The 14,163-nt window shown below is 73.4% G+C and carries 12 protein-coding genes; 9 read left to right on the top strand and 3 right to left on the bottom strand.

What is annotated here, in order from left to right; genetic code table 11:
* The first annotated feature begins 162 nt into the window (after positions 1–162).
* Positions 163–669, top strand: coding sequence for a GNAT family N-acetyltransferase (locus ACIO6U_RS21755; RefSeq protein WP_355332631.1), 507 nt, complete (start codon positions 163–165; stop codon positions 667–669).
* Positions 670–698: 29 nt separating this feature from the next.
* On the opposite strand, the gene ACIO6U_RS21760 is transcribed toward ACIO6U_RS21755, so the two are convergent.
* On the bottom strand, positions 699–1,247 hold the full coding sequence (locus ACIO6U_RS21760) for a hypothetical protein (protein ID WP_391046519.1): 549 nt from the start codon (positions 1,245–1,247) through the stop codon (positions 699–701).
* Positions 1,240–1,608: a hypothetical protein gene (locus ACIO6U_RS21765; protein WP_401307017.1), complete on the bottom strand. Its 369-nt coding sequence runs from the start codon at positions 1,606–1,608 to the stop codon at positions 1,240–1,242. The genes ACIO6U_RS21760 and ACIO6U_RS21765 overlap by 8 nt, the downstream gene beginning before the upstream one ends.
* Before the next feature lie 448 nt (positions 1,609–2,056).
* On the opposite strand from ACIO6U_RS21765, the gene ACIO6U_RS21770 reads away from it, so the two are divergent.
* From ACIO6U_RS21770 to ACIO6U_RS21780, 3 genes are all read left to right on the top strand, one after another.
* The gene (locus ACIO6U_RS21770; RefSeq protein WP_401721411.1) at positions 2,057–3,169 is read left to right on the top strand and encodes a methionine ABC transporter ATP-binding protein; all 1,113 of its coding nucleotides are present in this window, start codon (positions 2,057–2,059) and stop codon (positions 3,167–3,169) included.
* Positions 3,166–3,876: a methionine ABC transporter permease gene (locus ACIO6U_RS21775; RefSeq protein WP_355332624.1), complete on the top strand. Its 711-nt coding sequence runs from the start codon at positions 3,166–3,168 to the stop codon at positions 3,874–3,876. Before ACIO6U_RS21770 ends, ACIO6U_RS21775 begins: the two co-directional genes overlap by 4 nt.
* A gap of 106 nt (positions 3,877–3,982) precedes the next feature.
* A complete protein-coding gene (locus tag ACIO6U_RS21780; protein WP_391126216.1) occupies positions 3,983–4,834 on the top strand; it encodes a MetQ/NlpA family ABC transporter substrate-binding protein in 852 nt (283 codons plus the stop codon).
* A 41-nt stretch (positions 4,835–4,875) separates the two neighbouring features.
* On the opposite strand, the gene ACIO6U_RS21785 is transcribed toward ACIO6U_RS21780, so the two are convergent.
* Positions 4,876–5,661: a class I SAM-dependent methyltransferase gene (locus tag ACIO6U_RS21785; protein WP_355332619.1), complete on the bottom strand. Its 786-nt coding sequence runs from the start codon at positions 5,659–5,661 to the stop codon at positions 4,876–4,878.
* 185 nt (positions 5,662–5,846) lie between these two features.
* Here ACIO6U_RS21785 and ACIO6U_RS21790 point away from each other — a divergent pair, with 185 nt between their 5' ends.
* The 5 genes from ACIO6U_RS21790 (at position 5,847) to ACIO6U_RS21810 (ending at position 14,126) form a co-directional block, all read left to right on the top strand.
* Positions 5,847–6,503, top strand: a complete 657-nt coding sequence (locus ACIO6U_RS21790) for a GNAT family N-acetyltransferase (RefSeq protein WP_401307025.1) — start codon at positions 5,847–5,849, stop codon at positions 6,501–6,503.
* A gap of 169 nt (positions 6,504–6,672) precedes the next feature.
* Entirely contained in the window at positions 6,673–7,896 is a 1,224-nt protein-coding gene (gene cbiE / locus ACIO6U_RS21795; RefSeq protein ID WP_401307028.1) for a precorrin-6y C5,15-methyltransferase (decarboxylating) subunit CbiE, read from the top strand.
* 293 nt (positions 7,897–8,189) lie between these two features.
* The gene (cobT, locus tag ACIO6U_RS21800; RefSeq protein WP_401721417.1) at positions 8,190–11,600 is read left to right on the top strand and encodes a nicotinate-nucleotide--dimethylbenzimidazole phosphoribosyltransferase; all 3,411 of its coding nucleotides are present in this window, start codon (positions 8,190–8,192) and stop codon (positions 11,598–11,600) included.
* A gap of 408 nt (positions 11,601–12,008) precedes the next feature.
* Positions 12,009–13,250 (top strand): uroporphyrinogen-III C-methyltransferase, encoded by a 1,242-nt coding sequence (gene cobA / locus ACIO6U_RS21805; RefSeq protein ID WP_355332608.1) that lies wholly within the window; start codon positions 12,009–12,011, stop codon positions 13,248–13,250.
* Between the two features lie 54 nt (positions 13,251–13,304).
* Positions 13,305–14,126: an RNA methyltransferase gene (locus ACIO6U_RS21810; RefSeq protein WP_355332605.1), complete on the top strand. Its 822-nt coding sequence runs from the start codon at positions 13,305–13,307 to the stop codon at positions 14,124–14,126.
* The last annotated feature ends 37 nt before the right edge of the window (positions 14,127–14,163 follow it).

Raw genomic sequence — 14,163 nt, forward strand, 5'->3', positions numbered from 1 at the left:
TGAACTGGGTGGGGCGCAGGCGGTACCCCACCGAAGGGTTTGTGCGATCATCGGCGCCACGGAGGCGGCGCATATCCGCACCAACTCCGTTCAGGCACTCGTTCCGGGCGCATACCTCACCCTCAAACTGCCCGGACGGATTCGAAGGGGAGGCCTGCGCGCATGGGCATGAGCGTGACCATCTCTACGGCGGAGCACTCGGACGCCGAGAAGATCCTCAAACTCCAGTACCTCTGCTACCAGAGCGAGGCGGAGCTGTACGGCGACTACAGCATCGAACCTCTCACCCAGACCCTGGACGAGCTGCGTGCCGAACTCGCCGGGGGGTGCGTCCTGGTGGCGCGCCTGGGCGACGAGGTCGTCGGCTCGGTACGCGGAGTCGTCGACGACGACGGCACCGCGCGGATCGGGAAACTGATCGTCCACCCGCGACTTCAACGACACGGCCTCGGCGGGCGGCTGCTCAACGCCGTCGAGGAGCGACTGGCGGCCGAGGAGGAGGCCAAGCGCTACCGGCTCTTCACCGGCCACCGCAGCCAGGTCAATCTGCGGATGTACCGCAAGCTCGGTTACGAGCAGGTGGGCGCCGCGGAGCCGGTCAGCCGTCGGCTGAGCCTGGTGACCATGGAGAAGGCCGCCGCCACGGCGGGCTACGCGGCCACGGCCTGAGCCGCGTTCCACGGCGCCTCGCGTACGGATCAGGCCCCGGACCCGGTCTGCTGTTCCTGTGGCCGCCCCGCCTCGCGGGCGGCACGGCGCAGCCACAGCAGACCGGCCACGGGGAGGGCCAGCGGCAGGAAGAGGTAGCCGATCCCGAAGTCCGACCAGACGGTCGCGTCGGGGAAGGCCGAGGAGTCCACGACCGTCAGGGTGCCCACCGCGATCACACCGGCCAGCTCGGCCGAGCAGCACACCAGCGCCACCTTGCGGGCCGCCTCGCCGCCCTTCCACAGCGCGACGGTGATCACCGCGTAGACCACGCCCGCGACGCCCGACAGGACGTACGCCAGCGGTGCCTCGTGGTACTTGGTCGCGATCTGCACGATCGACCGGGACAGCGCCGCGACGGTGAAGACCGCGTAGAGCGAGAGCAGCAGCCGGCCGGGGCCCTGGCCGATCCGCGTCCCCGGCGCGTCCTGGGCCGCCTCGGCCGCGGTGCCGTCCCCCGTGTCCTTCATGCCGTCCGTGCCCTTCGTCAGCGTCTTCGTCCGTGCCCGTGCCCGTGTCGCGCGTGTGCCGTCAGCCATGGCCGGCTCCCCAGATCTCGTTGAGCCGCAGTTCGAGCACGGCCAGCACCACACCGCCGGCCGCCACGATCGCCGAGCCCCAACGCGTCCGCTCGGCAAGGGACATGAAGGCCGCCGCCGGGATCGTCACGGCCGCGCCCAGCAGATACGGGAGGAAGACCGCCATCCCGTGCTGCGGCCGGTCGCCGCGGGCGAGCTGCACGATCGCGATCACGAGCTGCACCAGCGCGGCCGCGGTGACCACGGCCATCGCGATGAAGTGCCAGTCGTTGGTCGGCTGGTCACGGTACGCGGCGAAACCGCACCACGCCGCGAGCAGCAGCGCCGTGACCGAGACCGTGATGAGGACCGCGTCGAGCATGCGGCGACTCTATTACGGGGCGTGACGCCCGGATCTCCCACCCCTGCCCGCCCGGATCTCCCGTCCCCGCCCGCCCGGCCGCCCGCCGGGGCGGCCCCGTGAGTGTGTCCGCATAATGAACAATCGGACCGGATTTCGGAACGCGGCCACCCGTCTGGTTTACTGGAACGCATGACCACGACGAACAGCCGCAGCCGCGCGACCGAGGCGATCACGCCCGGTGTTCGTTGTGCGTGTCGAATGTGTGACTGACCGAGGGCCCACCTCCACGCCTCGCGCCCCGAAGCGAGTGCCCCGCGTCACGCACCGGCGCAGCGCCCAGAGCGCCGCCGAAATCCTTTGAGGCCCGCCGCCCTTTCCGGTGTGCCGCCGCGTGCCGCGTCCCGAGAAGAACGCCCCCGTGCGCGGTGGTACGTCCGCCGCGCGCTCGACCCCGATGGACGCTCCTGTGATCACCACCACCGACCTGAGAAAGGTCTACCGCTCGCGCGACCGTGAGGTCACCGCCCTGGACGGGGTGGACCTGCGGGTACGCGAAGGCGAGGTCTACGGCGTCGTCGGCCGCAGCGGCGCGGGCAAGAGCACCCTGATCCGCTGCGTGAACCTGCTGGAGCGCCCCACCTCCGGCACCGTCGAGGTGGCGGGCCGCGACCTGACCGCGCTGGCCGGACGCTCCGACCGCGCCCCCGCCGCCCTGCGCGCCGCCCGCGCCGGGATCGGCATGGTCTTCCAGCACTTCAATCTGCTCTCCTCGCGCACCGTGCAGGACAACGTCGAACTCCCGCTGGAGATCCTGGGGATCTCCGGCCGCCAGCGGGCCCGCAAGGCCGGTGAACTCCTCGACCTGGTCGGCCTGTCCGACAAGGCCCGCGCCTACCCCGCGCAATTGTCCGGCGGCCAGAAGCAGCGCGTCGGCATCGCCCGCGCCCTGGCGGGCGACCCCAAGGTGCTGCTCTCCGACGAGGCCACCTCGGCACTCGACCCGGAGACCACCCGGTCCGTGCTGCGGCTGCTGCGCGACCTCAACCGGCAGCTCGGCCTGACCGTCCTGCTGATCACCCACGAGATGGACGTCGTCAAGCAGGTCTGCGACTCGGCGGCACTCATGAAAGGCGGACGCGTAGTGGAGTCAGGCACCGTGGCCGAACTGCTGGCCACCCCCGGTTCCGAACTGGCCGACGAGCTGTTCCCCGTGGACGGCGACGCGTCGGGCCCCGACCGTACGGTGGTCGACCTCACCTTCCACGGCGACAGCGCGACCCGGCCGGTGATCTCCCGGCTGGCGCGCACGTACAACGTGGACATCTCCATCCTCGGCGCGGCCATGGAGACCTACGACGGACGGCAGATCGGCCGGATGCGGATCGAGCTGCCGGGCCGCTTCGAGGACAACGTGGTGCCGATCGGCTACCTGCGCGAGCAGGGCCTGGACGTTGCCGTCGTCGCCGCCAAGGCCGAGCCGGTCGCGGCAGGAGACACGGCGGGGAACACGGCGGGGAACACGGTGGGGAACACGGCGGGGGAGAAGGCCGGGAACACGGTCGGGGAGACGGCGAAGTGACCTGGTCCGAGATGCACCCGCTGCTCACGCAGGCGGGTGGCGAGACGCTGCGCATGGTCGCCTGGGCCACGGTCATATCGGTGGCCGCGGGGCTGCCGATCGGTGTCCTGCTGGTCCTCACCGACCGGGGCGGCCTGCTGCGCTGTCTGCCCGTGAACCGCGTCCTCGGCGTCGTCGTGAACATCGGCAGGTCGCTGCCGTTCGTGATCCTGATGATCGCCCTGATGTCCTTCACCCGGGCGATCGTCGGCACCACCATCGGCTGGGAGGCGGCCGTCGTCCCGCTGGCCGTCGGCGCGATCCCGTTCTTCGCCCGGCTGGTCGAGACGGCGGTCCGCGAGGTGGACCACGGCCTGGTGGAGGCCGTCCAGGCGATGGGCGGCAGTACGTGGACGGTGGTCCGCAAGGTGCTGCTGCCGGAGTCGCTCGCCTCACTGATCGCCAGCGCCACCACCACCGTCATCGCGCTGATCGGCTACTCCGCGATGGCCGGGGTGGTCGGCGGCGGCGGCCTCGGCGACCTCGCGCTGCGCTACGGCTACCAGCGCTTCGAGACCGGCTTCATGTGGGTGATCGTCGCCGTGCTCGTCGTCGTGGTCACCCTCGTCCAGCTCGTCGGGGACTTCGCCGCCCGCACCGTCGCCCGCCGCGGCCGGTCCGGCGCCGCCCCCCGGCTGCGCCTGCTGCGCCCGGCGACAGCCTCCTGACCGCCCGACTCTCCCGTCCCGACCCGCTTCTGTCCCCCTGGCACCGCAGCGTCGCGGCGCCGCACCACCCAGCACGACCCGGATAAACCAGAAAGAGGCACTTTTCGTGCGAAAGAACACCACCATCACCGCCGCCGTCCTCGCCGCCGCCGCGCTCTCGCTCGGCCTCACCGCCTGCGGCTCCGACTCCGACTCCAAGGCGAGCGCCAAGGACACCAGCGGCCCGCTCGTGGTCGCGGCCAGCCCCACCCCGCACGCGCAGATCCTCGACTACGTCAAGGACCACCTGGCGAAGAAGGCCGGACTCGACCTCCAGGTCAAGGAGTTCTCCGACTACGTGCTGCCCAACACCGCCACCGAGCAGGGCGAGGTCGGCGCGAACTTCTTCCAGCACAAGCCCTACCTGGACGACTTCAACAAGAAGAACGGCACCCACATCGTGCCCGTCGTCAACGTCGAGCTGGAGCCGCTGGGCCTGTACTCCCACAAGATCACGTCGATCGGCGCGCTCAAGGACGGCGCGAGCGTCGCCGTACCGAACGACACGACCAACGAGGCACGCGCGCTCAAGCTGCTCGCCGACAACGGCCTGATCACCCTCAAGGCGGGCACCGACCAGACCGCGACCCCCGCCGACGTCACGGCCAACCCGAAGCACCTGAAGTTCAAGGAGCTGGAGGCCGCCCAGCTCCCGCGCTCCCTGGACGACGTGGACGCGGGCGTGATCAACGGCAACTACGCGATCCAGGCCGACCTCAGCCCGGCCAAGGACGCGCTGGCGCTGGAGAAGGCGGACGGGAACCCGTACGCCAACTTCCTGGCCGTCAAGAAGGGCAACGAGAACGACCCGCGCGTGAAGAAGCTCGCGGAACTGCTCAACTCGCCCGAGGTGAAGCAGTACATCGAGACGACCTTCAAGGGCTCGGTGATACCGGCCTTCGGCGCCCCGGCGGCCTGACCGCCGCGCACGGGCCCCGCTCCCCCCGAGGGCGCGGGGCCTCAGCCGTGCCGCACCCAGTACACGTCCGTCACGTACGGCATCTCGATCGCGCCGCTGCTGCGCGTCGCGTGGTGCGCCCCCAGCACCGCCTCCAACTCCGCGCGCACCCGCCCCTGGGCGGTCGCGTCGAGGACGGCGATATGGCTGGACGACATCATCCGGTCGACGATGTCCGCGACCGTCGTGGAGTGCGGATTGGGCCAGTGCCGCTCCTCGATCGCCCCCCAGCCGGGCCGCGACTCGAACGGCTTGCGCCAGCCCGCGTCGCCGAGGCCGGAGGACAGCGGCGGGCGGGGCAGATCGCGCGGCGCCAGCCGGAAGTAGATGTCCTGGAAGTCGCGCATCCACGGCTCCGAGGTGTCGAAGGTGTTCCACACCAGCGCCAGCGCGCCGCCCGGCCGCAGCAGCCGCTCCACCTCGGTCAGCGCGGCCGGCTCCTCGAACCAGTGCCAGGACTGCGCCGCCACCACGGCGTCCGCGCAGCCGTCGGGCAGCCCCGTCGTCTCCGCCGTCCCCGCGTTCACCGCGACCGCGGGCAGCAGCTCGGCGAGCCGCTCCCGCATCTCCTTCACCGGCTCCACCGCGAGCACCTCGGCCCCGGTCAGTGCCAGCAGACGGGTGAACTTCCCGGTGCCCGCGCCGAGATCGACCACGGTACGGCCCGCTTCCAGGGGCAACGCGTCCGCCAGCGCGGCGAGCGCGGCGAGCGGATAGGAGGGCCGGGAGCTCTCGTAGACCTCCGCTGCCCGTTGGTAGCCGACTCCTGCTGCGTGGTGCACTGTCACGCGGGCTGACGGTAGCAGGATCGGATGACGTTCACGGATACCCGCCCTGACCGGCATTCGCCCTACTCTGGAAGGGCGTTCGCCGCCGCGCACCCCACTCCCGCCCCGGCGACCCTGCCCGGCCCATGCCGTGCGGGATGCTGCATGCTGTGCAATCCACACATGCCCTGGTTACGGAGCAGCGAATGACGCCCACCTTTCCGGACATCTCCATCAGTACGGAGCGGCTGGTGCTGCGCGCGTACGAGGAGGCCGACATCCCCGCCCTGGCGGAGATGATGAACGACGAGCTGATCATCGCGTGGACCGGCGTACCGCAGCCGTATTCGCAGGACGACGCCCGCGCGTTCGTCACCAGGACCGCGCCGGCCGAGCGCGAGTCCGGCCGCGGCATCGTCCTGGCCGTCACCGAATTCCTCACCCAGCGGCTGGTCGGCACCGTCCACCTGCACAACACCGACTGGCGGATCCGCGGCAGCGAGGTGGGCTACCTCACCGCCGCCTGGGCGCGCGGCGAGGGATACGCCAGCGAATCGGTGCAGGCCGTCTGCCACTGGCTCTTCACCGACCAGCGCTTCGAACGGCTGGAGCTGCGCACCGCGGCCGACAACACCGCCTCCCAACAGGTCGCGCAGAAGATCGGCTGCGTCAGCGAGGGCGTACTGCGCAACGCGGGCATCGTCCGCAGCCAGACCGAGGACGGCCGCTGGGCCGAGATCCGCACCGACCTGCTGGTGTGGAGCGTGCTGCCCGAGGACCTGGACGAGGGTCCGGGCCAGGCTTCCGGCGACGGCGGATACGACGCCCACGCCGACTTCAGCGCGTACGCCGACTGGCGCTGAGCCCTCCCGCCCACCGGCTCCGAGGACGCCGTGGCGGATACCTGCCCCCTCGCCTCGTCCCCGGGCACCCGGGCCCGGATAGTGTTCTCCCCCCGGGACCGGGGCGCGCCACGCCGCCGTGCCGTGACCTGGTCCGCAGCGATCCGCACAGCCATGGAGGCAGACGACGATGGCCGACCGGGTCACCGTGATCGGATGGGACGGCTCACCTCCGTCCGACGCGGCCCGCGCCGCACTGAACGCCGCCACCCTGGTCGCGGGCACCAAACACCATCTCGCGCTGTCGCACGTCCCCGAGCACGCCGAGCGGATCGTGCTGGGCAGCATCGAGATCGCCGCCCGCAGGATCGCCAAGCACCGCGGCAGCGCCGTCGTACTCGCCGACGGCGACCCCGGCTTCTTCGGCGTCGTCCGCGCGCTGCGGGCGCCGGAACACGGCCTGGAGATCGAGGTCATCCCCGGCGTCTCCGCCGTCGCCACCGCCTTCGCCCGCGCCGGAATGCCCTGGGACGACGCCCGCGTGGTGGTCGCGCACGGCCGCTCCCTGCGCCGCGCGGTCAACGTCTGCCGCGCCTACCCGAAGGTCGCCGTGCTCACCGCGCCCGGCGCGGGCCCGGTCGAACTCTCCCTGCTGCTCACCGGAGTCCACCGCACCTTCGTCATCTGCGAAGCGCTCGGCACCGAGCAGGAGCAGGTGACAGTTCTCACCTCCGACAACGTCGCCGACCACATCTGGCGCGATCCGAACGTCGTCCTGGTCGTCGGCGGCACCACCTCCGCCGGTTCGGGAGCGGCCGGTCTCGGCGTACCGTCGGCGGAGCGCGGCGGCTGGATCGCCGGGCGCGACCCCGGATTTCCCGGCCCGGTCCGCGGCTGGGCGCTGCCCTCGTCCGAATACGGCGGCGACACCTCGGCGCATCTGCGCGCCTTCCAACTCGCCCGGCTCGGCCCGCGCACCGGCGACCTCGTGTGGGACATCGGCTCCGCGGACGGCGCCGTCGCCGTCGAGGCCGCGCGCTTCGGCGCCGCCGTCATCGCCGTCGACCGGGACGCCGACGCGTGCGACTGGATCACCGCCACCGGCCGCAGGGCCGGGGTCCAACTCCAGGTCGTACACGGCCCGGCGCCCCAAGTGCTGGACGACCTTCCGGAGCCCGACGCGGTACGGATCGGGTGCGTCGACGCCGAGGTGACGGCCGCCTGCGCGGCCCGCCGCCCGGAGCGGATCGTGACCGGCGCGACCACCCGCGACGAGGCCGAAGCGGTCAGCAGGGCACTGGAGGAAGGCGGTTACGAGGTGGAACGCGCTCTCCTGCAATCCGTCGAACTGGATTCCGAGTGGGCCGAGCGGGAACGCTCGGTGACCTTTGCCCTCTGCGGCACGCGCCGCTGATCTGTGCATGATCAAAAACGCCTGCGCAGAAGGCGTTTGCGCCGGTCGCGGACGTGTGTCGGGGCATCGTACGCGGGGCGTCCCGAGGTGCGGACCACCGGACGGGCCGCCGCGCCGAGCGGGGTAGGCTGGCGGATCGTTGTGCCGTCGTCGTGCGTTGACGGGTCGTCGAGAACCGCGGCGTCCGGCGCTCACGTGCCCGCTGCTCCGCACGCTCGTTCTCTTGCGTGAGGGGGTCGGGCCGCGCGCGGTGCAGCGCTGGAAGGAGCGAAACCGATGGGCGAGGGGCACGCATGACGGACACCGGTCGGATCCCCGGCGAGGGGCTGCCGGAGAACGCAGTCGGGGAAGCGGTTCGCCAGCCGCACTCCGAGCTTCCCGGCACTGCCGTACCGCAGCCGTCCGTCCCCGGCTGGGGCGCGGAACCGCTTCCCGACGAACAGGGCGCACCCGCGTACACCTACCTCGACCAGCCCGCCGCTCCCGGCGCGGGCATCGACGACGAGGACGACGTGCTGCTCATGCCTGGCCCGCAGGGGTCCTGGAGCGACCCGCAGCCGGTGCCGCCGCAGCCCGTACCGGCCCACGCCGACGCGCACGAGGCGGGCGGCCGGGACTCCGGCTCCATCGACTACGCGGCGGTGCTCGCGCCGCAGCCGTTCCCGCAGGGCGTGCCCCAGGACGTCCAGCAGGCCGCCCAGCAGGGCGGCGAGGCGCTGCCCCCGGCCGTGCCGCCCGTGGCCGAGGCCGCGACGCCCGCCGCGGGGAATCCGGCGCCCGGCTACGGCTTCGACACCGGTACCGAGCACGCGGCCCCGGCCGCCGAGTTCGCCGGCCCCGGCGACACGGGCGCGGTCCCGATGCCGTCTGCCGGTGTGCCGCAGCCGGCCGGCGCCCAGGCCGCCCAGACCGCCGCGCCGCGCCGCCCGCTGCACATGGGCCCGCCGATGCCCGACAGCATCGGCGGGGGCGTCTCGGTACGCTCCCTGGCCGACCGCGGTCCCGCGCACGCCCAGGCACCGGCGCAGACCCCGGTACGGGCCTCGGGCCCGCCGACCTCCGGCCCCGAATACCTCGACGTGCCTCAGGACGACACCTCCGGCATCCCGGCCCAGCAGACCGGCGAGGCCGCGGACCGGACTCCCGCCTCCGGTACGGCGGGCGCCGAGCAGGTCGGCGGCTGGCCCGCCGCCCCCGCCGCCTCCCAGCCGTCGCTGATCCCGCACGCCGACAGCGTCGTACCGCCGCGGCCCGCTGACCCGTTGCGCGCGTTCCTCGCGCCCGACGACGCGCCGGAGGAGACCGCGGCTCCGGTCGCCGCCGCCCCGGTCGCCGCCGTCCCGGCCCAGGCCCCGGCGCCGGTGGCCGTCCCCGAACCCGCCGCGCAGCCCGAACCCGCCGCGCAGCCTGAGGCCGTGGCGCAGCCCGAGGCCGTGGCGCAGCCCGTGGCCGTCGAGCCGGTCCGGCCCGTGCCGCCCGCTCAGCCCGTCGCAGCCGAGTACGCGCCCGCTCCCGAGCAGGCCGCGCCCGCGGCCCCGGTCGAGCAGGAGGCGCCGCACGTCGCGCCCGAGCAGCAGCCGTCGGCGGCCGTACAGGCTCCGGCGCCGTTGCCCGAGGCCGTACCGGTGGAAGCGGCGCCGGCCGAGGCCGCGCCCGTGGAAGCCGTACCCGTGGAGGCCGTCCGGCAGACGCCCGCCGAGGGGACGCCCGCGCCCGCCGCGGCCGAGCCGGTCGCCGTGCCGGAACCGGCGGACGTACCGGAACAGGCCGCTGCTCCGGCGCAGTCGGCCGAGACCGCGCCCGAGGCGACTCCCGAAGCCGAGGCGACTCCCGAAGCCGAGGCCGCGCCCGTGGAGGCCGTACCCGAGGCCGTCGTCGCGGAGCCCGTCGCCCCCGAGCCGGTCGCCGCCGCTGTCGCCGAGGCCGAAGAGGCCCAGCCGCTGCCGGTCGCGGTCGCCCCGCAGCAGGGGCCCGCGGCGGAGGCGTACGAGCCCGCCGTCCGGGACGCCGTGCACCGGGTGATCCGCGAACGGCGAGACATCCGCAACGGCTTCCGCTCCGACCCGATCCCGCACGACGTGCTGCTGCGCGTCCTGGAGGCGGCGCACACCGCGCCCAGCGTCGGGCACTCGCAGCCGTGGGACTTCGTCGTCATCAGGTCGGCGAAGACCCGCGAGAAGATGCACGAACTGGCCATGCAGCAGCGGGAGGCGTACGCCAAGTCGCTCCCCAAGGGCCGGGCGCGGCAGTTCCGCGAGCTGAAGATCGAGGCGATCCTCGACACCCCGGTCAACATCGTGGTGACCGCCGACCCCACCCGTGGCGGTCGGCACACCCTCGGCCGCCACACGCAGCCGCAGATGGCGCCGTACTCCTCCGCGCTCGCCGTGGAGAACCTGTGGCTCGCCGCCCGCGCGGAAGGACTCGGCGTCGGCTGGGTCTCCTTCTTCGACGAGCGCCAGATGGTCACCGAGCTCGGCCTGCCCGAGCACCTGGAGGTCGTCGCCTACCTGTGCGTCGGGTACGTCGACGAATTCCCCGACGAGCCCGAGCTGATGCAGGCCGGGTGGTCGCAGCGCCGCCCGCTGTCGTGGGTCGTGCACGACGAGGAGTACGGCAACCGCGCGCTGCCCGGCGAGGAGCCGCACGACCTGCTGGAAGAGACGCTGCGCGGCATCCGCCCGCTGGACGCCAAGGCGCTCGGCGAGGCGTGGGAGCGGCAGAAGCGGATGACGAAACCGGCGGGCGCGCTGGGCATGCTGGAGATCATCTCCGCGCAGCTCAGCGGGCTTTCGCGGCAGTGCCCGCCGCCGATCCCCGAGCCCGCGGCCGTGGCGATCTTCGCCGGCGACCACGGGGTGCACGCCCAGGGCGTCACCGCGTGGCCGCAGGAGGTCACCGCGCAGATGGTGGCCAACTTCCTCGGCGGCGGCGCCGTCTGCAACGCCTTCGCCAACCAGGTCGGCGCCGAGGTCTGCGTCGTGGACGTCGGCGTCGCCTCCGAACTGCCCAGCACCCCGGGGCTGTTGCCGCGCAAGGTCCGCGCGGGCACCGCCGACTTCACCGCGGGGCCCGCGATGACCCGCGAAGAGGCGCTGCGCGCCATCGAGGTCGGCATCGAGACCGCCCGCGACCTCGTCGCCGCGGGCAACAAGGCGCTGCTCACCGGTGAGATGGGCATCGCGAACACCACGACGTCCGCCGCCCTCATCGCCGTCTACACCGGCGTCGACCCCGCCGAGGTCACCGGGCGCGGCACCGGCATCAACGACGAGATGCACGCCCGCAAGGTCGAGGTCGTCCGGCGCGCCCTCGACCTGCACCGGCCCGACCCCGGCGACCCCATCGGCGTCCTCACCGCCATCGGCGGTCTCGAACACGCCGCCATGGTCGGGCTCCTGCTCGGCGCCGCGGCCCTCCGTACCCCCGTCATCCTCGACGGCGTCAGCGCCGGTGCCGCCGCCCTGGTCGCTCGCGCCATCGCTCCCGAGGTGCTCGCCGCCTGCATCGCCGGGCACCGCAGCGCCGAGCCCGGTCATGTCGCCGCGCTCACCACGCTGGGGCTGCGGCCTCTCGTCGACCTCGACCTCCGCCTCGGCGAAGGCACCGGGGCCTTGCTCGCGCTGCCCCTCGTCCAGAGCGCGGCGCGCGTCATGCACGAAGTCGCCACCTTCGACGCGGCGGGCGTCACCGAGAAGGGGTAGCCCCCGCACGGGGTGCCGCCGCCTGAAGCTCAGGCCCTCACCGGGCCCTGCTCCTCCTCCCCGCAGGGGGCGCCGCTGACGGCGGCATGCACCCCGGCGGCGCGGTCGTGGCCCCAGGGGGTGCCGCCTGCTGTGGCGTGCACAGTCGCGGTGCGTCCTGGCCGAGTGCGCAATTCCCCGCGCCCCCAGGAGGTGCCGCCTGCTGTGGTGTGCACAGTCGCGGTGTGTCGTGGTCGGCCGCGCGGTTCCCCGCGCCCCCAAGAAGGACCGCTCACCCTTCTGCGGAAGAGGACGCGTCCCGGAGGGCGCGGGGAACCGCGCGGCCGGGCACGGTGGGGCCGACCGGGTCCGGGGCCGAACGTAGGATCGCCGCACGCAGTGGAAACCGTTGAGAAGGAGCCGGACCGCATGGATCGCAAGGACGCCCCGGCGTACCCCGTAGGGCTGCGCCTCGCCGGACGGCGCGTCGTGGTGGTCGGCGGTGGCCAGGTGGCGCAGCGGCGGCTTCCGGCGCTGGTGTCGGCGGGGGCGGACATCGTGGTGGTGTCGCCGACGGCGACGCCGTCGGTGGAGGCGATGGCCGACGCGGGCGAGCTGCGCTGGGAGCGGCGGCCGTACGAGGACGGGGACCTGGAGGGCGCCTGGTACGCCCTGGTGGCGAGCACCGACGCGGCGGCGAACGCGGCGGCGTCCGCGGAGGCGGAGGCCCGCCGGGTGTGGTGCGTGCGCAGCGACGACGCGGAGGCGGCCACGGCGTGGACGCCCGCGACGGGCCGTTCGGAGGGCGTGACGGTGGCAGTGCTGACCGGCAGGGACCCCCGGCGGTCGGCGGCGGTACGGGACGCGGTCGTCGAGGGGCTGCGGGACGGCACGCTGGTGGCGCCGCACCACCGGACGCGGACGGCGGGCGTGGCGCTGGTCGGCGGCGGCCCCGGCGACCCGGACCTGATCACGGTGCGCGGACGCCGCCTCCTGGCGGAGGCGGACGTGGTGATCGCCGACCGGCTCGGCCCGCGCGACCTGCTGGACGAACTGCCGCCGCACGTCGAGGTGATCGACGCGGCGAAGATCCCGTACGGCCGGGCGATGGCCCAGGAGGCCATCAACAGCGCGCTGATCGAGCACGCCAGGGCGGGCAAGGCCGTGGTCCGGCTCAAGGGCGGCGACCCGTACGTCTTCGGGCGCGGTATGGAGGAGGCCGAGGCGCTGGCCGCCGCCGGTGTCCCGGTCACCGTCGTACCCGGCATCTCCAGCTCCATCAGCGTGCCGGGCGCGGCCGGTATCCCGGTCACGCACCGGGGTGTGGCCCACGAGTTCACGGTGGTCAGCGGCCATGTCGCGCCCGACGACGCGCGCTCGCTGGTCGACTGGACGGCGCTGGCCCGGCTGCGCGGCACCCTCGTGCTGCTGATGGCGGTCGAGCGGATCGGCCCGATCGCGGCGACGCTGGTGGCGGGCGGCCGGTCCGCCGACACACCCGTGGCCGTGGTGCAGGAGGGCACGACGGCCGCGCAGCGCCGGGTGGACGCCACGCTGGCGACCGTCGCGGACGTCGTGGAAGCGGAAGGCGTACGTCCCCCCGCCGTGATCGTGATCGGCGACGTGGTCACCGTGGGCGGCGGCGTCGCACAGGGCCGTACCGGCCGGTGAACGGCTTGTGGATGCGCCGTTGGCAGGTGCCGGAGGACAGGGCAGTATCAGGCTGTGGCTGAGCTCATCACGATCGACGACCCCGACGACCCGCGCCTGCACGACTACACGTCGCTGACCGACGTGGACCTGCGGCGTCGTCGCGAACCCGCCGAAGGTCTCTTCATCGCCGAGGGCGAGAAGGTCATCAGGCGGGCCCGGCACGCCGGTTACCGCATGCGCTCGATGCTGCTGTCCGCCAAGTGGGTGGACGTCATGCGCGATGTCATCGACGAGGTGCCCGCTCCCGTCTACGCCGTCAGCCCCGACCTCGCGGAGCAGGTCACCGGCTACCACGTGCACCGGGGCGCCCTCGCCTCCATGCAGCGCAAGCCGCTGCCGACGGCCGAGGACCTGCTCGCCGCCGCCCCCGCCCAGGGCGCCGGACGCCGCGTCGCGATCTTCGAGGACATCGTCGACCACGCCAACCTCGGCGCCGCCTTCCGCAGCGCCGCCGCCCTCGGCGTGGACGCCGTCTTCCTCTCCCCGCGCTGCGCCGACCCCCTCTACCGGCGCGCCGTCAAGGTCTCCATGGGCGCCGTCCTCCAAGTCCCCTGGACCCGCCTGAGTTCCTGGCCCAAGGACATCGAACGCTTCCGCCAGCAGGGCTTCGTCACCGCGGCGCTCTGCCTCGCCGACAAGTCGATCACCATCAACGAACTGGCCGCCCGCCGCTACCCCAAACTCGCCCTCATGCTCGGCACCGAGGGCGACGGCCTCTCCGTGGACGCCCTGCGCGCCGCCGACGAGTGGGTCAGCATCCCGATGGCCCCCGGCGTCGACTCCCTCAACGTCGCCGCCGCGTCGGCCGTCGCCTTCTACGCCACGAGGCTGTAGCCGCGCGGGGCGGCGGCCGGGGCCAGGTCTTCAGGCG

Source organism: Streptomyces sp. NPDC087422 (assembly GCF_044744145.1).
GTDB lineage: Bacteria > Actinomycetota > Actinomycetes > Streptomycetales > Streptomycetaceae > Actinacidiphila.

Bases quoted from the DNA above. Each gene is read 5' to 3' on its own strand.
- cbiE (WP_401307028.1), top strand. From the start codon at position 6,673: ATGGCCGACCGGGTCACCGTGATCGGATGGGACGGCTCACCTCCGTCC.
- cobT (WP_401721417.1), top strand. From the start codon at position 8,190: ATGACGGACACCGGTCGGATCCCCGGCGAGGGGCTGCCGGAGAACGCA.
- ACIO6U_RS21790 (WP_401307025.1), top strand. From the start codon at position 5,847: ATGACGCCCACCTTTCCGGACATCTCCATCAGTACGGAGCGGCTGGTG.
- cobA (WP_355332608.1), top strand. From the start codon at position 12,009: ATGGATCGCAAGGACGCCCCGGCGTACCCCGTAGGGCTGCGCCTCGCC.
- ACIO6U_RS21765 (WP_401307017.1), bottom strand. From the start codon at position 1,608: ATGCTCGACGCGGTCCTCATCACGGTCTCGGTCACGGCGCTGCTGCTC.
- ACIO6U_RS21760 (WP_391046519.1), bottom strand. From the start codon at position 1,247: ATGGCTGACGGCACACGCGCGACACGGGCACGGGCACGGACGAAGACG.
- ACIO6U_RS21755 (WP_355332631.1), top strand. From the start codon at position 163: ATGGGCATGAGCGTGACCATCTCTACGGCGGAGCACTCGGACGCCGAG.